The following is a 20,570-nucleotide window of genomic DNA, read 5'->3' as shown; positions in this document are numbered from 1 at the left end:
TGCTTGCTCTCTCCTAAACTTTTAGGAGAGAGCAAATGCGTATCACTAATCAGCTTATGAACTTTACCAATGTCTATAACTATCAAAAAAACTCATCTACATTGTATCAATCGCAACAAGCTTTTAGCTCAGGGCTTAAGATTCAACACTCATATGAAGGAAGTGCTATATATGTAGATGCTGCTAGGCTAGAGTATGAAGGTAATTTGCTCAAGCAAGTAGAAACTAGCACACTTAAAGCTACTGAATTTTCTAAAAATAGTGACCAAGCTTTAAATGATTTTGTGCTTAAACTGACTGAATTTAAAACCAAATTAATCCAAGCTGCCAATGATATTCACGATGCTACATCTAGAAACGCAATCGCCAATGACCTAGAAGGAATTAAACAAAATTTAATCGATATAGCAAATACTACGATAAATGGACAATATCTATTTTCTGGAACTGCTCTTGATACTAAACCTATAGATAGTCTAGGTAATTATCATGGCAATGACCAAAGTATAAAGGCTGTTATTGGCCCTAATCAAACATCACAATACAATATTGATGGAGAGGCGTTATTTTTAGGTTCTGATAATGACTATAATAAAATTATAACTACAAATGTAAATTTGATAAATCACTATAATAAATTAGAACATCCAAATGATGCAGTAAAATATATAAGCGTAGAAGATGATTTAAGAGATTTAATCGGTGAGAATTACAGAAGTGAGGAGTATAATAAAGTTGATAAGATGGAAACTGGCGATTTTGAAAAAGATAAATTAGTTGATCAAGATACTACATTTTTCTTACAAGGTAGAAAACCAGATGGCACTACATTTGCTACTAAAATCACAATGACCCCAGACTCAACTATACAAGGATTACTAGATAATATAGGTTATGCTCTAGGCAATGATAAGGATAATAAAAATAAACTAGTAGAAGTAACTATGAATAATAGTGGTCAAATAGAGATCAAAGATATCAGAAATGGCAATCAAATGACCGAACTTCATCTATTTGGCCTTACTCCGCAACAATCAACTGAGAAGTATAAGGTTGGCAATTATGAGATAAATATAGACCCAGCTACATCTGGTAATTATAAAATAACAACTACAAAAGACGCCGATGGTAATATAACTGAAATTACAGCAGTGGGTAACAACAATCAAACATATACAATTAATTTAAATAATACTAACCAACTTCAAGTTAATAATCAAGTTGTACAAAATATCGGTAATCCACCATTTGCACTAGATTTAAATGATCTTGGAAATAATGGTATAGATGCAAATGACTTTACAACTTTTGATCCAAATGATGCTGATCAAGTTCGTGAAATGTCTAGCACTAAAGTCCGTGATAAAGATGGCTCATGGGTAGATGTAAGTGAGTTAAGCGACCTAGCTACCATAGAAGAAAATGTCAAAAATGGCAAGGTATATCTAACTGAATTTATAAAAAGTGGATTTGAAGATACTCTAGGAGCTAAAAATAACGCAACTGATTATAATAAATTACAATTTGAACAAAAAGATAATATCCTAACAGGCTCTGTCCCACAAATAATAAAAGGCAAAAATGAATTTGCCACAGATGCTACAAAGATCAAAGATGTAGCCGGAGCTGGATTGCAAGATAATCCTGATAGTAATATGACAATGCATATTAAATCTAAAAATGGCAATTATTATGAGGTAAAAATTCAATTTACTGACATTATATCAGCTGCTACGCCACCAGCTACATCTCTAAGCATTACTCAAGTTGATCAAGATGGTAATCCAGTAAATCCACCAGCTAATCCGGTATATCAAGGCAATATAATGCTAGGAAAATATAATGAAGCTACTAAGACAACTGATGGTGTAGTAACCACGGCTGATGATATTAGCTATAAGCAGATAAATGATATAGTAGCTATGGTAGCAGCTGGAAATATGCCTGAAGATGATATATCAAATGGTTTTAATGAAAATATGAAGAAGTTGTTTGATACTGTAAATACTATTCCATTACCACCTAATATTCCAAATGCTACCACAGTTAAATCAGAATTAAAAGCTAATATTAATGACCCAGAAATTCATACAATAATTGATAAAGCAGTTGATACAGCTTTTAATGGTGCTGCTGCAGCAGATGTTAATATATTAAAAAATATAAAAGATATAGTTATAAATGATCCTGTATATGCTACTGGTAGATTTGAAGCTTATAATAAAGCAGTTGATGCAGCTTCTGCTGGTGTAAATGTAGAGCTAAATTATAGAGGTCAAATGCAAATTACAGATAAGAGTCAAACTGTAACAGGTATCGAAGTTACTATTTTTGAAGAGTTTAGCGATGATAAGCCTGAGTTTGGAAAAGAAGCTAACTCTAGCGTAGAAGGCTCGCTATTTAACTTTACAGCTAATAATATGATAAGTATAGATGAGCCAAGTGTGGATATATTTAAAGACTTAGATGATATGATTGCAGCAGTAAGAGAGGGTAGCTATAGAGGAAATCCTAATGGTACTGATGCTAGAACTACTGGAATTCAAGGTGCTTTAAAAAGAATAGACCATATCCAAGACCATGTAAATAAACTCCATACGCAAATAGGTTCATTTACCAATGTATTAGAGAGTTCAGGCACTAGAGCTAATATGATGTTTGTCAATATAGAAAGTGTCAAAAGTGATATTATAGGAGCTGATTTAGGTGAGACTATGCTAATTTACAAACAGCAACTTATGCAGTTTGAAGCTATGCTACAAACTTCATCTATGATTGGCAAGATTAGCTTATTAAATTATATGTAATTTATAATATTAACCTAAAAGCCACCAAAGCCTTTAAGGTAAGGTGGTGGCTACTTGATATAGCTACTATAAAACTACTAAAACTAAGCAATATATAACAAAATTTTTGCTATAATCAGCGGATTTTTATTTAAGGAATTTACGATTTTACGAGAGATTTTTCTTGTTATAGCTGTATGTATGCTTGTATATCTTGGTGTAGCGACTATCGTTCCGTATGCTTCATTTGTAGGGAGTTATGGCGGTGTCTTAGGCTGGTATAATGTAAGGCTATTTGGCTATGCATCATATTTTTATCCATTTATTTTGTTATATCCTGTTTATAATCTTTATAAATCTTATACAAAATTTAGCTTAAAAGTAGCTGGTAATATCATTGGCTCACTAATGCTATTTTACTCATTTTTGCTATTTTGTTCTATGTTTGATCCTATGGCTGGCGGTGTAGTTGGTGGCTTTAGCTCTGAAGCTCTTAGAAGCGTTATAGGAAGTGCTGGAACATTTATATTTATTCTTATGATATTTTTTATTGCTTGTGGGCTTACCTTTGATGATAGGCTAGATGTAATGGTTAAAAAAGCCTTTGTTGTTAAGAGTAAAATTGAACTAGAAGCAAAACCAAAAGCTAAAGAAGTAGAACCTACTAAGCTTGAGCAATCTAAATCAAAACCTCAAATGCTAGATAGCAATGATGATGTTGCAAGCTTAGAAATTAACCTTGAAACTAGCAAAAATGAGAATTTAGAAAATGAGCCTAATATTTTAAATGATGAGCTAAACATAAATGAGCCTAAAGAGCCAAAATCCACATCAAGTGGCGCTATAATTCTTAGCGAAGTAGCTGAAAATAAGGAGCTTTTAAACCAGATAGAAAAGGGCAAAGTAGAAAAGCCAAAAGATTTTAAGCTACCTAGCCTTGATTTTTTAAAAGACCCGCCTAAGAGAAGCAAGAGTATTAATGAGGCTGAAATAGATCAAAAAATCGCTGATCTTTTAGATAAATTAAAAAGATTTAAAATAGATGGCGATGTAGTTCGTACATACTCTGGACCTGTGGTAACTACATTTGAGTTTAAACCTGCTGCACATGTTAAAGTTAGCAAGATTTTAACACTCCAAGATGACTTAGCTATGGCTTTAAAGGCTCAAACTATTAGAATTCAAGCCCCAATTCCAGGTAAAGATGTAGTAGGTATAGAGATACCAAATAAAAATATAGAGACAATATATCTAAAAGAGATTTTAGAAAGCGATATCTATAAAAATGCTAAAAGTGAGCTAACTTTAGCCCTTGGTAAGGATATAGTAGGCGATCCATTTATAACCGATCTTAAAAAACTTCCACATCTATTAATCGCAGGAACTACAGGAAGCGGTAAGAGTGTAGGTATAAATGCGATGGTATTAAGCCTATTATATCGCAACTCACCTAAGACCTTACGCTTAATAATGATAGATCCGAAGATGCTTGAATTTAGTATGTATAATGATATTCCACATCTATTAACTCCAGTAATAACAGAGCCTAAAAAGGCTATAGCAGTACTTGCAAATTTAGTTGCTGAGATGGAGCGTAGGTATAGAATAATGAGCCAAACTCGCACCAAAAATATAGAAAGCTATAACGAAAAGATGAAAAAAGATGGAGGTGAGACTCTGCCATTTATCGTAGTTATCATCGATGAACTTGCTGATCTTATGATGACAAGCGGTAAAGAAGTTGAGTTTCATATCGGGCGACTAGCACAGATGGCTAGAGCTAGCGGGATTCACCTAATAGTAGCAACTCAGCGCCCAAGCGTAGATGTAGTAACTGGGCTGATTAAAGCAAATTTACCAAGCCGAATTAGTTATAGAGTAGGGCAAAAAGTAGATAGCAAGGTTATACTAGATCAGATGGGAGCTGAGAGTCTGCTAGGGCGAGGAGATATGCTCTTTACGCCTCCTGGAAGCCCTGGAATAGTAAGGTTACATGCTCCATTTGCTAGTGAAGAAGAGATTGATCATATAGCTGAGTTTTTAAAAGCTCAAGAGAGCGTAGTATATGAAAATAGCTTTTTAAAAGATGATAGTGTTAGTAGTAGCGGCGGTGTTGGAGAATTTAGCGGTGAGATAGATGAGTTATATGATGAGGCTAAAAGTATAGTATTAAGCGAAGAAAAAACCTCAATTAGCTACTTACAAAGACGCTTAAAAGTAGGCTATAATAGAGCTGCAAGTATAATCGAACAATTAGAACAAAATGGCGTACTCACCCCGCCAAACAGTAAGGGTCAAAGAGATATAATTAGGTAATTTAATAGGAGTAAATAGTGATATTTGATGATATTTTTGGTGGTCAGCCTAGGGATAAGTTTTTTGATATTGTTTATAATGCAAATCGCAATATAGTAGAAAATGAGCTTGAAATTTTATTTAGTGAGCTTGTGGCTTTAAGAGAGTTAGCTGAGAGTAGTGGAATTACACAATCTCAAATAGATAGCTTTAAAGCATTAAATCCTGATATTATGGAGAGCGGACTAAATGATATATATATAGATATTACGGGGAAAATTTTAACACAAAATGAGTAGATTAACTCTTTGGCTTTTACCATTTTTTTGCGTTAGTTTATTGCTTGGTGCCCAACCTAAATGGACTCATTATAAGGAATTTATCCTTAAAAAAGATGAAAAAGCTAAGATTATCTTAATAGATAGGCTTCACTTAATTCGTGATGAATTTGAGTTTTCATGGACACTTTATGATAATACTAATTTAGTTGTCCATACTAAATTTAGAAACTATCCACGCCAGATAGTGCTTAGTCTTAGAAGAGGGCTAGAGATGTATCATCAGCCTATTCTTGGTTTTATCAAAGATCCACTTAGAGATAGTGTAGATCTATATTTGGATTTTAAAGAGTATAGGCATTATGATGGGACAGTAGTCTTGGATTCATATATAATGGATCAGGCTTCTAGGGTTGAGATAGAGTATATACCAGATAGATAGGAAGATTTATGGTTGATAAGATTTTGCATGAATTTGTCAAGGAGTGTGGCTATCCAAGAGCTCTTGATATGTTTGAGAAGATAAGTAGTGGCAAAAAACTACGAAGTAAGCTAATCTTAAAAATAGCCGGTCAAAATGAGATCTCACTTAGGCTATGTGCAGTAATAGAGCTTATCCACTTAGCAAGTTTATTGCATGATGATGTAATAGATGATTCTACTATTAGACGCGGTAAGCCTAGTATAAATGCACTTTATGGCTCTAAAAATTCCATTATGCTGGGTGATATTTTATACTCTAAGGGATATTATGAGATTGTAAGCTTAGATCCACAAATTGCTAAAATTATATCTAAGGCAGTTCTTGATTTAAGCATTGGAGAGATGATGGATGTAGATCTTGGTTCTAAGTTTAGCCCAAATTTAGATGAGTATTTAAAGATGATTGAGCTAAAGACTGCTGTTTTAATAGAAGCTTCAGCTAAAAGTGCAGCTATAATAGCTGGTATAGATAGTGATTCATATGCAAATTACGGCAGAAATTTAGGCCTAGCATTTCAAATAGTTGATGATATATTAGATATTAGTGCTGATGAGACAACTCTTGGTAAACCTGCATTTAGTGATTACAAAGAGGGCAAAACAACTCTTCCATATATCTTTTTATATAATGCTTTAAATCTAGATGATAAAGAGATATTAAAAAGCCTATGGGGTAAAGAGCTTGATGAGAATCAAACCAAATGGATTAAAGGTAAATTTGATGAGTTTAATATCGTTCATAAATGTAAAGAGTTTGCCAAAGAGCTTGGGTATAAAGCAATAGCCTCAGTAAGCGATGAAGGACTAAAAGAGATAGTTTCAAGTATGATAGATAGGGAGTTTTAATGCACTATATAAGTATTAGCTTTACGCATAAAAATACAGATATCAGTATTAGAGAGAAGCTATCATTTAGCGATGAGAGTCGCAAAAAAGAGATGCTTCGTCTATTAAGTGCTAATGAAAATATCTTTGAATCTATGGTGCTTAGCACTTGTAATAGGGTTGAAGTTTTTGCATATATAGCTAATGTAAAAGAGTGTATTAGACATATTTTAAACTCTATTTCAATTTTAACTCTTGTGCCATATGATGCTTTAGAGCTTAGGGCTGATGTTTATGAAGATGATGGAGCTATTCATCATCTATTTGCTGTAGCTAGCTCCCTTGATAGTTTGGTTATTGGCGAGACTCAAATTGCTGGTCAGCTTAAAGAAGCATTTAAATTTGCATATGACAATGGTAATTGTGGTGATAATATTAGCTATGCTATACATTTTGGGGCTAAATGTGCGTCTAAGATTAGGGCTGCTACTACAATTAGTAAAAATCCAGTATCAGTCTCAAGCGTAGCAGTAGCTAAAGCTAAAGAGATATATGGCAATTTAGGCGGTATGACTGCAGTTGTAGTAGGTGCTGGACAGATGAGTGCATTAGCGTGTAAGCATTTAATAGCATCTAAAGTAAATGTAATAATAGTAAATAGAGATCAAAATAGAGCTGCTCAGCTACAAAGTGAGTTAGGCGAGCTAGCTAGTATTGCGTCCTGGGAGCGTCTTGGTGAGTTGATAAATAGATATCAGTTAATCTTTAGTGCTACTGGTGCTAATATGCCTGTTATCACTGATGAGATTATAGAGATTGTAGAGTTTAACCGATATTTTTTTGATATTGCTGTGCCTAGAGATATTGATATTAGCTACTATGATAATATAAGTGTTTATGCAGTTGATGATTTAGAAAGTATAGTAAAAAGTAATTTAAATTTGCGTGAGGAACAAGCTGGCGTAGCATATGCAATAGTAGGAGAGATGACGGCTGAGTTTTTTAAGTGGCGTTCATCACAAAATAGCACTCCAGCTATTAAAGCATTAAGATTTAAAGCTAGAAATATAGCTCAAAAAGAGATAGAAAAAGCAATAAAAAAAGGATATATAAAGTGCTGTGATGAAAATGAAGCTAGAAAGCTAGTTCATCAAGTTTTTAAAGCATTTTTACATACGCCTACTATGAGATTAAAAGATAGAAATGATGATGAGATACTTAATGCATTAGAGTATCTATTTGATATAAAAATTAATAAAACAGAACTAAAAGAGGAAGAGTAATGAAATTTAGCAAATTATATATCCCAACACTTAAAGAAGCTCCAAAGGACGCTACTTTGCCTAGTCATCAGTTTTTGCTTAGGGCTGGATTTATTCAACAAACTGGTAGCGGACTTTATAACTTCTTGCCACTTGGTAAAAGGGTGCTTAAAAAGATAGAAAATATCGTAAGAGATGAGATGGATAAAGCAGGTGCAAATGAAGTATCTATGAGCTTTGTAGTGCCTAGTGAGTTGTGGAAGCAAAGTGGGAGATTTTTTAAATTTGGAAGCGAACTTTTAAGGCTAAATGATAGAAAAGGTAATGATTTTGTTCTAGGGCCAACACACGAAGAAAGCATTGTAGATATGGTTCGCGGAAGAGTAAATAGCTATAAACAACTGCCTTTGAATTTATATCAGATTGGACTTAAATTTAGAGATGAGGCAAGACCTAGATTTGGTCTTTTAAGATGTCGCGAGTTTATAATGAAAGATAGTTATAGCTTTCATTCAAGTTATGATGATTTAAAGCGTGAGTTTGATCTTATGCAAAAAACATATAGTAAGATTTTTACTAGACTTGGCTTAAACTTTAGATGTGTTGAAGCTGATAGTGGAGCTATTGGTGGTAGTGGAAGTAAAGAGTTTATGGTGCTTGCTGATAATGGTGAAGATGATATTTTAATCAGTGATAGTTCAGATTATGCTGCAAATGTTGAAGCTGCTAAAAGGGCTAAACGCACCTGTAGTGCAGAACGCCCACAAAGCAATGGAATGCTTAAATTTCATACGCCAGATTGTTCGACTATTGCAGCAGTTAGCGAGTTTTTTAAGATTGATCCATTTTATACTATCAAAGCTGTTATTAAAAAGGCTATATATGAAGATAGAAGTGAGATTGTAATATTTTTCTTGCGTGGAGATGATGAACTTCAAGAGACAAAAGCACTAAATGCTTGTGGCGCATTAGAGCTATGTGATGCTAATACAGATGAGATTGAAAATGCTGGATTAGTAGCTGGATATTGTGGGCCAATTGGTCTTCCTGAAGGGGTCAATTTCTATATTGATAATGAGCTTGATGGTGAGAGTGAGATGATTTGTGGCGCAAATCAAAAAGATTATCACGCAATTGGTGTAAGTATTATAAATTTCAATAAAGATAGATTTAAGGATTTAGTAGCTGTAAAGGCTGGAGATAAAGCACTTGATGGTGGTACTCTTAGTATGACTAAAGGTATAGAAGTTGGTCATATATTTCAGCTAGGAGATAAGTATTCATCTGCGATGGATGCGACATTTTTAGATGAAAATGGCAAAGCTAAGCCGTTTATTATGGGTTGTTATGGTATTGGCGTAAGTAGATTAGAAGCAGTTGTGATAGAATCTAGCCATGATGAAAGAGGATGCGTATGGAAAAAAGAGTGCGCTCCATTTAGCGTTCATATAATTGTATCAAATTTCAAAGATGAAGCTCAGGCTAAATTTGCTCTAGAACTTGAGAGTGCGCTTGAGAGTGTTGGAATTGAGGTATTATTAGATGATAGAGATGAAAGGTTTGGAGTTAAAATAGCTGATTTTGAACTGATTGGAAATCCATTTGGTGTAGTAGTAGGCAAAGGATTAGCTAATGATGAGGTTGAACTAATCATTCGTGATGGTCTAATAAAAGAAAAAGTCGCTTCTAGCGAAATTTTAGGCAAATTAAAAGAGCTTGTATGATTAGAATTTCATTGCTACCATATATCTTTTTAGAGATAGTATTGGTTGTTTTATATGTATTAGAATTTGGATTTTTTAGTCTATTTAGTGAGATTTTTCTTAGTGCATTACTTGGCGTAATTTTGATACTAAATTATGGATTTGCTAATTTATTTCAAAATATAAACTACTTTAATATCAAAGATATCTTTGGTAGTTTAGGACTTGCTATTGGTGGATTTGCTATTATAATTCCTGGAATAATAAGTGATATTTTTGGAATAATTATAATTGTAGTTGCTTTGATTTTAAAGATTTATGCTAAATTTAATACTCTTAATTATCAAAATAACCAAGACAGATATAGCCAAGCCAACCAAAATGATGATGTAATAGATGTAGAGATTATAGAGGAGAGAGATAGATGAATATTAAAATCGCAAGTAGAAATAGCGCCCTAGCACTTTGGCAGACATATCATATTAGGGATCTTTTAGAGGCTCGTGGTCATAGTGTAGAGATTATTACTATGAAGACTAAAGGCGATGTAATTTTAGATACTCCACTAGCTAAGATTGGTGGCAAAGGTTTATTTACTAAAGAGCTTGAAAATGCAATGCTTGATGGAAGGGCTGATATTGCTGTGCATAGTTTAAAAGATGTGCCAACGACTTTTCCAGATGGGTTAAAATTAGCCTGTGTTTGTAGTAGAGAAGATATAAATGATGCTATGCTAAGTATGAATTTTAAAAGCTTTGATGAGCTTCCAAATGGTGCAAGAGTTGGAACTACATCTTTGCGTAGAAGAATGCAACTTCTAGCTCTTAGACCTGATTTAGAAATTATCTCGCTTCGTGGAAATGTAAATTCAAGAATTGCTAAGCTTAAAGATGGCGAATTTGATGCTATTATACTTGCTATGGCTGGAATTAATCGTCTTGAACTCCATAAAGAGGTAAAGTATGTATCTGTGCTTAATACTATTGCAGCAATGGGGCAAGGAGCTTTGGGCATAGAAGCAGTAGATAGGGATGATATTTTAGATGCGATTGAGTTTTTAAATGATGAAAAGAGTGTTATAGAAACTACTATTGAAAGAGCATTTGTGCATAGATTAAATGGTGGATGTCAAGCCCCAATTGGAGTAAGTGCAAGGTTAGATGGTGATAAAATTAGTGTTAGAGCAATTTTAGGCACTCCAGATGGTAAAGAAATATTGAAAAATGAAAGAGTATTTAATAAATCTGAATATAAAGAGGCTGGAGAGATTTTAGCTAATGAGTTTATAGCCAAAGGCGCAAAAGAGCTTTTAGCTAAGGCTGAGCAGATAGCAAGCCAAATTTGAGCTATAAAATAACTCAAATTCAATACAAGATTATTTTAAAAATGTTTATTTACATTTAATATAATCATGGTTCAAATTTTCTTAAGGGTATTTATGGGCATTATTCATAAGTTATTTTTTAGTATGGGTTCGGCTGTTGTATTTTTTTTAATTTTTGGTGTAGCAAGTGGCGCTGCGACAATTATTGAGAGTATGTATAACACTCAAACTGCTTGGGCTTTAGTATATGGTGCTGGATGGTTTGCGCTGATTCAGCTTATTTTGGGTGTAAATTTGGTCTATAATATATATGAATATAGATTATTTAAGCTCAAAAAACTTCCTGTTTTAATATTTCACTTAAGCTTTTTATTTATTTTAGTTGGTGCGGGTATTACAAGATATTTTGGTTTTGAAGGTCAGATGAATATCCGAGAAAATGATAGAAGCAATGAGATTAGAAGTATGCAAAGCTATATTCAAATGATCTCTAGTGATGATAATAATACCTATACAGTCTCAGAGCCAAAATATATATCTAGTACTATTGGTAATGATTTTAATTTAAGATTAAAAATCTATGATAAATTAGCTACATTAAAGTATAAAGATTTTATTCCAAATGCGATTCCGGCATGGATAGATAGTCCAAATGGAGAGCCTGTTTTAGAGCTATTATTTTCTGATGAGAGCAATAGCGAATCAGTTACTATGAAGCTTGGTGATAAATTTGAAGTAGGTGATATGAGTTTTAGCTTTGGAGCTAAACCAACAAGAAGTAAATATATTCAAATTTATTTAAAAGATGGCAAATTTTACATCAAAACCAATCAAGATATCAGCTATATGGTTATGAGTGATATGAGTAAAGGCCAATTGCCAAAGGATACAGAAGTTGAGTTTGCTGGGCTTAGATTATATAGTATGGGTGGGGTAAATTTTGCACCTAAAACTATGAAAGTAAGTGCTATAAAAGGGGTAGAAAAAGCTGGAGAAAATGTAACTGGTGCCGATGCGATAATTGCAACTTTAAACTACAATAATGAGAGTAAAGATGTAGCCTTGCTAAGCTACTATCCGCCTGAGCCTGTTGAGGTTGGGGGGCAAAGATTTTATGTAGCATGGTCTCCAATGGCTATTACATTACCATTTAGCATATATCTAAAAGATTTTGAGCTAGCTAGATATCCAGGATCAAACTCCCCAATGAGTTATAGTAGTGATATTGTAGTTGAAGATGGAGATTTTAAGATGGATTATAGAATTTATATGAATAATGTCCTTGATTATAAAGGTTATAGATTCTTCCAAAGTAGTTATGACTCTGATGAAGGTGGTACAATACTTTCAGTAAATAGCGATCCAGGCAAATGGCCTACATATTTTGGGTATTTCTTGCTCACTTTAGGGCTTTTATTAAATGTTATGAATCCTCATTCAAGATTTAGAAAACTTGCTAAAGCTGTAAATGAGGCAAATACTAAGGCAATTTGCACTATTTTGATAGCTGGTATGGCAATTTTTGGTGCGAGTAAGGGATATGCCTTATCAATGCCACAAATTCCACAAAGCCATATAGATAAGGTATCAACGGTAATTATACAAGGTCCAGATGGTAGAATGAAGCCATTTGATACTATGGCACACGAGATTTTAAATAAAATTTACCGCAGTGATAAGTTTCAATCAATGGGTGCTAATGCTATATTTTTATCAATGATGGCAAATTCAGAAAATTGGCGTTCAGTACCAATTATTAAAATTAGCGATGATGAGTTAAAAAAGGTATTAGGAATTCCAAAAAGTCAAAAATATGCTAGTTTTGATGATTTCTTTGGCCCTAATAAAGATGGTCAAATAGAGTATAAGCTAATTAAATTTACAGAACTTGCTAATCGTAAAGCACCAGCTACAAGAGGACTTTTTGATAAAGATGTTATAAAAGCTGATGAGAAGCTAAATATTCTTTATATGGTATTTATAGGAGAGATGTTTAGAGTAATACCGAAAAAAGATGATTTTAATAACACTTGGCTAAGTCCTGGCGGAGCCCTTATGGAGCTAAGCGGCCAAGAGGCTTCAAATGTAGCTATAATGCTACAAAGATACTTTACAGCAGTACTTGAAGCACAAGATAGTGGCGAATGGAGTAAAGCTGATGAGGCTATAGAAGCTATTAAAAAATATCAAGCTGAATTTGGTGCTGCAGTAATGCCTGATAGTAATAGAGTAAATTTAGAATTAGCATTTAATAAATATAAGATATTTCAAAATTTAACTCCAGTATATCTCTTAGCCGGTTTTGCACTTTTAATAGTAGTGTTTATTAAGATGTTACGCCCTAAAATTAAAATAAATTTAATTTTTAAAATTGTATATTGGATTAATATCTTAGCTTTTATTGCCCATACTGTTGGTATGGGGCTTAGATGGTATATTGCTGAACATGCACCATGGAGCGATGGATATGAGAGTTTAGTATTTATAGCTTGGTGTTTGGCATTTAGCGGGACAATGTTTGCTAGAAGTTCAGCTATATCTCTTGCACTTACTTCTATATTAGCTGGAGTTACTCTATTTGTAGCGCATCTTAGTTGGCTTGATCCACAAATTACAAATCTTGTTCCAGTTCTACAAAGCTACTGGCTAACAATACATGTAAGCGTAATTACAGCTAGTTATGGATTTTTAGGGCTTTGTTCTCTTCTTGGATTATTTACTTTAGTGCTATTTGCCCTTCAAGGTAAAAAGGAGAATAAAGAGCTAACAAGAAATATAATTGAAGCTACAAGAATTAATGAAATGGCAATGATTTTAGGTCTTAGCTTGCTTATTGTTGGTAACTTTTTAGGCGGAGTATGGGCTAATGAGAGCTGGGGAAGATATTGGGGCTGGGATAGTAAGGAGACTTGGGCTTTAGTTAGTATTTTAGTTTATGCAGCTGTAGTTCATATGAGATTTATACCAAAAGTAAATTCTCAATACGCATTTGCCGTAGCTTCTATGTTTGCTTACAGTGCGATTATTATGACATATTTTGGTGTTAATTTCTACTTAGTTGGAATGCATAGTTATGCAGCTGGTGATGCTGTACCAGTACCAAATTTCGTATGGATAGCTCTACTTGTGATGATAGTTGTAAGCTTGCTTTCCTATCGTAAAAGGTCATATAGTACGAAGTTATAAGTTTGTTTAGGAGGTTTTAGTTGAACGAGAGTATGATATTTATTGCGATGGTCGCTGTGGCCATCGTTTTAGGTGTAATTGGCGTAAGTGTTATTAAGTCGTTAAACAAAGATAAAAAAAATGCAAAAAAAGCAGCCTTGCAAGATGAAGCTCAAACAAAGATTACCTTAGAAGATCTCATTATAATCGTATCAGATAAAAGATCAAGCAAGGAGGAGATAGCTAAGGCAGTGCTGTATTTTATTCAAAAATTTCCATTTCCTGCTAAATCAGAGGGTCGTGTCCCATCTCATGCGATTCCATATTTGAAATTTATCTCGCTTGTAGCAGGGCATAAAAAATCTGATGCCAAACTAATCTCATATATGACAAATGAGCTTGATAAGTTGCATTTTGATTATATTAGCGAAATTGAACAGTATAAAAATATAGGCCTTCGCTCACGCTTTTAATAAATTTTTTAGCTATCAAATTCAGATAAATTTGGTAGCTTTTTTGTTTTTAATTCAAATTTTGTTTCTTGAAAAATTAAAATATACTAAAAGATAAAATCTAAGTTATTTTTTACTACTAAATTTTTGATTTTTTTGGTAGAATTATCAAAATTTTTTTTAAAGGATGTAAATGGGCTTTTTTGAACAATACAATAACGCTAAAGAAGAGCGTGCAAAACTTGGTATTCCACCGCTTCCGCTTACTAAAGAGCAGACAAAAGAGGTATGTGAATTATTAAAATCAGCACCAACTGCTGAGCTTATAGATCTGCTTGCAAATCGTGTAAATCCTGGTGTTGATGATGCTGCAAAGGTTAAGGCTGAGTTTTTAAACGAGATTATAAACCACGGTTTAGCTTGTAGCTTAATTAGCAAAACTGATGCTGTAAAAATGCTTGAACCAATGCTTGGTGGATATAGTGTAATCGTGCTTGTAGCTAGTCTAAGAAGTAGCGATGAGAGCGTAGCGGCTGCAGCAGCTAATGTGCTTAAAAACACTATTTTTGTTCATGATTATTTTAATGATGTAGCGCTTCTTGCTAAAGAGGGCAATAAATTCGCAGCTGAAGTTATCAAAAGTTGGGCTGAAGCTGAGTGGTTTAAATCTAGATCTGATATTCCAGAAAAGATAGAAGCTATAGTATTTAAAGTTCCTGGTGAGACAAATACTGATGATTTAAGTCCAGCTAGTGAAGCATTTAGCAGATCTGATATTCCACTTCATGCAAACGCAATGCTAATGAAACGCCAACCAGGTAGTTTAGAAAAAATTGCTGAGTTAAAACAAAGTGGCCGTGAAGTTGTTTATGTAGGCGATGTAGTGGGAACTGGAAGTTCAAGAAAAAGTGGTATTAACTCTATTCAGTGGCATATCGGTCGTGAAATTCCTGGAATTCCAAACAAAAAAACAGGTGGCGTAATCTTAGGAAGTATTATTGCTCCAATATTCTTTAATACTGCAGAAGATAGCGGTGCGTTACCAATTATAGTAAATGTAGATGGTTTAGAAACTGGTGATAAGATTGAAATTTATCCATATAAAGGTGAGATTGTAAAAGATGGAGCTGTGGTTAAAACATTTAATCTTGAGCCAAATACATTAAAAGATGAAGTAAAAGCTGGAGGTAGAATTCCATTAATTATTGCTAGAAGTCTATGTTCAAAAGCTAGAGCTGAATTAAACATGGGTACTGAAGATATCTTTACTAAACCAGCTCAACCAGCAACTGATGATAGCATAGGCTATACATTAGCTCAAAAAATGGTTGGCCGTGCATGTGGTATCGATGGCGTTCGCCCTGGTATGTATGTAGAGCCTATCACTCTAACAGTAGGTAGTCAAGATACAACTGGTCCAATGACAAGAGATGAGATTAAAGAGCTTGCAAGCCTTGGTTTCTCAGCTGATTTTGTACTTCAAAGCTTCTGTCATACAGCAGCATATCCAAAACCAACTGATGCCTTAATGCATAAAACTCTACCTGATTTTATGATTAGTCGTGGTGGTGTAAGCTTAAAACCAGGTGATGGAGTTATCCACTCATGGTTAAATAGAATGGTTTTACCAGATAGCGTTGGTACTGGTGGAGATTCTCATACACGCTTCCCAATTGGTATTAGCTTCCCAGCTGGTTCTGGTCTTGTGGCTTTTGCTGCTGTTTTAGGTTCAATGCCGCTAAATATGCCTGAGTCTGTACTAGTAAGATTTACTGGTAAAATGCAACCTGGTATTACTCTAAGAGATTTAGTAAATGCAATTCCATACTATGCGATCAAAAAAGGCCTACTAACAGTAGAGAAAAAAGGTAAAGTAAATGTATTTGCTGGTAAAGTTTTAGAGATTGAAGGATTGCCTGATCTAAAAGTTGAACAAGCATTTGAACTAAGCGATGCAAGTGCAGAAAGAAGTGCTGCAGCATGTGCAATTGCTTTAAATAAAGAGCCAGTAATAGAGTATCTAAAATCAAATATTGTGCTTATTGATGCTATGATTGAAGCTGGATATGGTAGTGATAAAACTCTAGCTCGCCGCCGTGATAAGATGAAACAATGGTTAGAAAATCCAGAGCTACTACAAGCTGATAAAAATGCAAAATATCACACTGTAATTGAGATTAATATGGATGAGATTACTGAGCCAATTCTTGCATGTCCAAACGATCCAGATGATGTAGCTACGCTAAGTGAAATTTTAAATGATCCTAAACGCCCTAAAAATATTGATGAAGTATTTGTTGGTAGCTGTATGACAAATATCGGTCACTATAGAGCGCTTTCAGAAGTTCTAAAAGGTGAAGGTCAAGTACCTACTAGATTATGGGTTGTTCCACCTACAAAAATGGATGAAGCACAGCTAAGAGCTGAGGGTAGATATTCACTATTTGGTGCTGCAGGTGCTAGAACAGAGGTTCCAGGCTGCTCACTATGTATGGGTAACCAAGCAAGAGTTGCAGATAATGCAATTGTATTCTCAACTTCTACAAGAAACTTCGATAACCGTATGGGTATGGGCGCTCAAGTTTATCTAGGTTCTGCTGAGTTAGCTGCAGTATGTGCTATGCTAGGTAGATTGCCAAGTGTAGAAGAGTATATGAAGATTGTTCCAGCTAAATTAGCAGGAAAAGAAGATGAGATCTATAAATATCTAAACTTCAATCTAATTGAAAACTACAAATTAGAAAACTAATTTATAAAACCCGCTTTATATAGCGGGTTTATTTATTTTATCAAATTTGCTTATTTAGTAAATCAAATTTAACTACTTAATCAATCCTAGTCTCCAAGCTAACTGATAGTAACTAAACTCTTCATATAGCTTATGAAACTGAGCTTTTGATTCATCAAGCTCAAAGCTATCATTACTATTTTTTAATGTATTTGGGTTTTGATATCTATATCCTTTAGTGCTTGATATTGGATATATGCCATCATTATCAGCCCAGACATTTATATGTATTGCAAACTCCATCTTAGTATCATTAGGTTTAGATAACATATCTCTACCACCCATGCTTAGATATTTAGTATTATTTAGACTAAGATTATATAGAGTTGGAAATATATCTTTATGCGAGCCAATTCTATTTTTATCATAGTAGATATTATTTTGTAAAACTTGTGGAATATATAGATAAAATGGCACACTAATTCCAAAGGCGCTCTCATTTTTGTGATCAAATTTATACTCTCTATTTGCATGATCACCAGATGCAGCTACTATTATATTATCTTTGAATTTGCTATTTTTGATCTTATTTAAATAATCTCCAAAGCTGTTGTTTGCATAGCTATATGCATTTAATAGTGCCTTATAGTCAGTAGAATAACGACTAATCTCAGAGCTATTTAGATCTAAATTTAGCTCATTTTTGCCTTTGTGTATATATGGTGGATGGTTTGAAATCCCAAGAGAGATAATTAGAGTTGGTTTGATTGCATTATTAAAAATCTCATAAATCTTGTTATACATATATTCATCTTTTATCCCATATGGATGCTTAGACTCTTTGGCATTTTTATACTCTTGCATTAGTATAGTCTCATCTATAATCTCATCTACACCTTGAGCTTTTAAGAAGTAGTTTATATTGTACCAAGCAGCATTACCAGCGTAAGCAAAGACAACTCTATATCCAGCTTTTTTATAGATATCAATTAGGGTTAATGGTAGTTTTTGTTTTTGAAATTTACTACTTGTAAGGTTGATTATAGGACTTTGAAATAGTATTCTATTTAGACTATCTATCGTGCCATTAGTAGAAGGTAAAAATCTTTTAAATACAAAATCAGAGTTAAAATGTTCATCAAGGGAGCCTAAAAGTACTTTTTGCATAGCTTTATCTTCTTGAAGCAGCCCAAGCCCAAAACTCTCCATGAGATTAAAATGTATATGCATTTTAGCGTGATTAGGGTTTTGCTTTGTAGTAGCAAACATATCAAATAATCTCTTTTGCAGCTCTTTACCTCTATTTATATCCACATATGGGAAGTTGGCTTGATTTTTATACTCTTTACTAGCCCATGAAAGAGCCATAATGGGATTAGTAGATATCTCATTAAATGGTTTAAATGAGCTAAATTGATATGTAGAGGCACGAAGCGCATTATATACTGGATGAGCCCGAAGTGCCACAGCATATGCATAAATTAATACAATATTACAAACAATTAAAATCCAAAGTGGTTGGTTGGATTTTTTAAATTTAATTTTTAAAATTTTATTATTTAAATATCCACATAAAATAGCAAAAGCCAAAGCGTATAATAGTATTAAAATTGCTGGATAATCATTATATATGATTGATATTAAAGCAGCGGTATCATCATCTTTAAATCCAAAGATAAACATATCAATTTTATTTTGATAAATTTGATAATAGTAGTAGCCAATAAATGCAAAAATAGCCACAATAAATGATATAATGGACATATAAATTGTAGAGAAAATTTGATAGGCTTTAGATAAATTTAATCTAATAAATCCATTTAAATAGCTAAGAAACCCACATAGAAAAATAGGTAAAAATATGGTACTAAATGTTCTCATATCATGCCCAAGCCCATATAAAAATACCTCGCCCCAGCCATTGCTATTTGTATCTGGTAGGCTAGATAGCATCATAAATCTCATAATGGCAAATATCGCCATATATATAAAAGTAAAGCTAAGAATTTGAGTTATAATTTTTATCACTAATTTTACCTTTTTTATTTTTATCCAAAGGTAAAATTTTATCTAAAAAAGCTTATATGGATTTAAATTTATTTTTCTAAATTAATATTTAATAATAACATTAATTTATCTACTTTTACGATATTTTTATTAAAATTTAGCTAAACTTATGAATTTAAAAATTATTAAAGTGACTCTAATGCAAAGATATAAAACAAGACAAATTCAAGTAGGTAGTGTAAAAATAGGTGGTGATGCGCCAATAAGTGTGCAGTCAATGACATTTAGCAAAACTAGAGATGTAGCTGGTACTTTAGAACAGATTAATAGATTATACTTTGCTGGGTGCGATATAGTGCGTTGTGCTGTGTTTAATAAAGAGGATATTGAAGGGCTTAGAGAGATTAAAAAGTCTAGTCCATTGCCAATTGTAGCTGATATCCATTTTAATCATCTTTATGCTTTAGCAGTATCTGAATTTGTTGATGCTATAAGGATAAATCCAGGAAATATCGGCGGCAAAGAAAAGATAAGAAAAGTTGTAAATGCTTGTAAAGAGCGTAATCTACCAATAAGAATAGGTGTAAATAGTGGAAGCTTAGAAGAGCAGTTTGAACAAAAATATGGCAGAAGTGTTGAAGCAATGGTGCAAAGTGCTTTATATAATATAAAGCTTTTAGAGGATTTTGATTTTTTAGATATTGCAGTAAGTTTAAAAAGTAGCGATACAGTAAATACAATGGCAGCATATAGAGCGTTGCGTCCAATGGTGGATTATCCATTTCATTTAGGAGTTACAGAAGCTGGAACTGTATTTCACGCTACTATTAAATCAGCTATTGCTCTTGGTGGTTTGCTTATGGAAGGTATCGGCGATACGATGAGAGTTAGTATCACTGGTGAGCTTGAAGAAGAAATTAGAGTCGCTAAGGCAATTTTACAAGATAGTGGAGTGCAAAGAAGCGGGTTAAATATTATATCATGTCCAACTTGTGGAAGACTTCAAAGTGATCTAGTAAGTGCTATAAAAATAGTAGAAGAAAAGACAGCTCACATCACAGCCCCATTAAATATAAGCGTAATGGGTTGTATAGTAAATGCAATTGGAGAGGCAAAGGGTGCAGATGTGGCAATTGCATTTGGTAAGGGAAATGGTCTTATAATGCGTCATGGAGAAGTGGTAGCTAGATTGCCTGAGTCTGAGCTAGTAGATAGATTTTTACAAGAGATAGATGATGAGCTAAAGGCTAGAAATGAATGAG

14 protein-coding genes are annotated in these 20,570 nt (G+C 33.5%); 13 read left to right on the top strand and 1 reads right to left on the bottom strand.

Annotation, left to right across the window (positions count from 1 at the left end; genetic code table 11):
- Positions 1–35: 35 nt before the first annotated feature.
- The 12 genes from CVIC12175_RS04920 (at position 36) to CVIC12175_RS04865 (ending at position 17,322) form a co-directional block, all read left to right on the top strand.
- Positions 36–2,807: a flagellin N-terminal helical domain-containing protein gene (locus CVIC12175_RS04920; protein WP_086257219.1), complete on the top strand. Its 2,772-nt coding sequence runs from the start codon at positions 36–38 to the stop codon at positions 2,805–2,807.
- A 180-nt stretch (positions 2,808–2,987) separates the two neighbouring features.
- Complete coding sequence (locus CVIC12175_RS04915; protein ID WP_086257218.1) at positions 2,988–5,102, top strand: FtsK/SpoIIIE family DNA translocase; 2,115 nt, start codon at positions 2,988–2,990, stop codon at positions 5,100–5,102.
- A gap of 17 nt (positions 5,103–5,119) precedes the next feature.
- Positions 5,120–5,380 (top strand): DUF2018 family protein, encoded by a 261-nt coding sequence (locus tag CVIC12175_RS04910; protein ID WP_236861053.1) that lies wholly within the window; start codon positions 5,120–5,122, stop codon positions 5,378–5,380.
- Positions 5,373–5,801 carry a hypothetical protein gene (locus CVIC12175_RS04905; RefSeq protein ID WP_086247197.1) on the top strand — a complete coding sequence of 143 codons (429 nt, stop codon included), beginning with the start codon at positions 5,373–5,375 and terminating at the stop codon, positions 5,799–5,801. Before CVIC12175_RS04910 ends, CVIC12175_RS04905 begins: the two co-directional genes overlap by 8 nt.
- Before the next feature lie 8 nt (positions 5,802–5,809).
- Positions 5,810–6,688, top strand: a complete 879-nt coding sequence (locus tag CVIC12175_RS04900; RefSeq protein WP_086257217.1) for a polyprenyl synthetase family protein — start codon at positions 5,810–5,812, stop codon at positions 6,686–6,688.
- The gene (gene hemA / locus CVIC12175_RS04895; protein WP_086256394.1) at positions 6,688–7,950 is read left to right on the top strand and encodes a glutamyl-tRNA reductase; all 1,263 of its coding nucleotides are present in this window, start codon (positions 6,688–6,690) and stop codon (positions 7,948–7,950) included. The genes CVIC12175_RS04900 and hemA overlap by 1 nt, the downstream gene beginning before the upstream one ends.
- On the top strand, positions 7,950–9,653 hold the full coding sequence (locus CVIC12175_RS04890; RefSeq protein WP_086315889.1) for a proline--tRNA ligase: 1,704 nt from the start codon (positions 7,950–7,952) through the stop codon (positions 9,651–9,653). The genes hemA and CVIC12175_RS04890 overlap by 1 nt, the downstream gene beginning before the upstream one ends.
- Positions 9,650–10,060, top strand: a complete 411-nt coding sequence (locus CVIC12175_RS04885; protein ID WP_086315888.1) for an FxsA family protein — start codon at positions 9,650–9,652, stop codon at positions 10,058–10,060. Before CVIC12175_RS04890 ends, CVIC12175_RS04885 begins: the two co-directional genes overlap by 4 nt.
- Positions 10,057–10,977, top strand: coding sequence for a hydroxymethylbilane synthase (hemC, locus tag CVIC12175_RS04880; protein WP_086315887.1), 921 nt, complete (start codon positions 10,057–10,059; stop codon positions 10,975–10,977). The genes CVIC12175_RS04885 and hemC overlap by 4 nt, the downstream gene beginning before the upstream one ends.
- A 93-nt stretch (positions 10,978–11,070) precedes the next feature.
- Complete coding sequence (locus CVIC12175_RS04875; RefSeq protein WP_086257212.1) at positions 11,071–14,142, top strand: cytochrome c biogenesis protein; 3,072 nt, start codon at positions 11,071–11,073, stop codon at positions 14,140–14,142.
- Positions 14,143–14,162: 20 nt separating this feature from the next.
- Positions 14,163–14,594, top strand: coding sequence for a hypothetical protein (locus CVIC12175_RS04870; protein ID WP_086248917.1), 432 nt, complete (start codon positions 14,163–14,165; stop codon positions 14,592–14,594).
- A 172-nt stretch (positions 14,595–14,766) separates the two neighbouring features.
- Complete coding sequence (locus CVIC12175_RS04865; protein ID WP_086257211.1) at positions 14,767–17,322, top strand: bifunctional aconitate hydratase 2/2-methylisocitrate dehydratase; 2,556 nt, start codon at positions 14,767–14,769, stop codon at positions 17,320–17,322.
- Between the two features lie 72 nt (positions 17,323–17,394).
- On the opposite strand, the gene CVIC12175_RS04860 is transcribed toward CVIC12175_RS04865, so the two are convergent.
- Positions 17,395–19,329, bottom strand: a complete 1,935-nt coding sequence (locus tag CVIC12175_RS04860) for an LTA synthase family protein (RefSeq protein ID WP_236861052.1) — start codon at positions 19,327–19,329, stop codon at positions 17,395–17,397.
- A gap of 178 nt (positions 19,330–19,507) precedes the next feature.
- Between CVIC12175_RS04860 and ispG the strand changes: the two genes are divergently transcribed.
- Positions 19,508–20,569: a flavodoxin-dependent (E)-4-hydroxy-3-methylbut-2-enyl-diphosphate synthase gene (ispG, locus tag CVIC12175_RS04855; RefSeq protein WP_086247234.1), complete on the top strand. Its 1,062-nt coding sequence runs from the start codon at positions 19,508–19,510 to the stop codon at positions 20,567–20,569.
- The last annotated feature ends 1 nt before the right edge of the window (position 20,570 follow it).

It is taken from the genome of Campylobacter vicugnae, from assembly GCF_002139875.1.
Taxonomy (GTDB): Bacteria; Campylobacterota; Campylobacteria; order Campylobacterales; family Campylobacteraceae; genus Campylobacter; species Campylobacter vicugnae.
This window is presented reverse-complemented; position numbering and strand designations above follow the sequence as displayed.

Excerpts from the sequence above, each read along its gene's own strand:
- CVIC12175_RS04905 (WP_086247197.1), top strand. The coding sequence starts at position 5,373 with ATGAGTAGATTAACTCTTTGGCTTTTACCATTTTTTTGCGTTAGTTTA.
- CVIC12175_RS04875 (WP_086257212.1), top strand. The coding sequence starts at position 11,071 with ATGGGCATTATTCATAAGTTATTTTTTAGTATGGGTTCGGCTGTTGTA.
- hemC (WP_086315887.1), top strand. The coding sequence starts at position 10,057 with ATGAATATTAAAATCGCAAGTAGAAATAGCGCCCTAGCACTTTGGCAG.
- CVIC12175_RS04890 (WP_086315889.1), top strand. The coding sequence starts at position 7,950 with ATGAAATTTAGCAAATTATATATCCCAACACTTAAAGAAGCTCCAAAG.
- CVIC12175_RS04915 (WP_086257218.1), top strand. The coding sequence starts at position 2,988 with ATGCTTGTATATCTTGGTGTAGCGACTATCGTTCCGTATGCTTCATTT.
- CVIC12175_RS04920 (WP_086257219.1), top strand. The coding sequence starts at position 36 with ATGCGTATCACTAATCAGCTTATGAACTTTACCAATGTCTATAACTAT.
- ispG (WP_086247234.1), top strand. The coding sequence starts at position 19,508 with ATGCAAAGATATAAAACAAGACAAATTCAAGTAGGTAGTGTAAAAATA.
- CVIC12175_RS04900 (WP_086257217.1), top strand. The coding sequence starts at position 5,810 with ATGGTTGATAAGATTTTGCATGAATTTGTCAAGGAGTGTGGCTATCCA.
- CVIC12175_RS04865 (WP_086257211.1), top strand. The coding sequence starts at position 14,767 with ATGGGCTTTTTTGAACAATACAATAACGCTAAAGAAGAGCGTGCAAAA.
- CVIC12175_RS04885 (WP_086315888.1), top strand. The coding sequence starts at position 9,650 with ATGATTAGAATTTCATTGCTACCATATATCTTTTTAGAGATAGTATTG.
- hemA (WP_086256394.1), top strand. The coding sequence starts at position 6,688 with ATGCACTATATAAGTATTAGCTTTACGCATAAAAATACAGATATCAGT.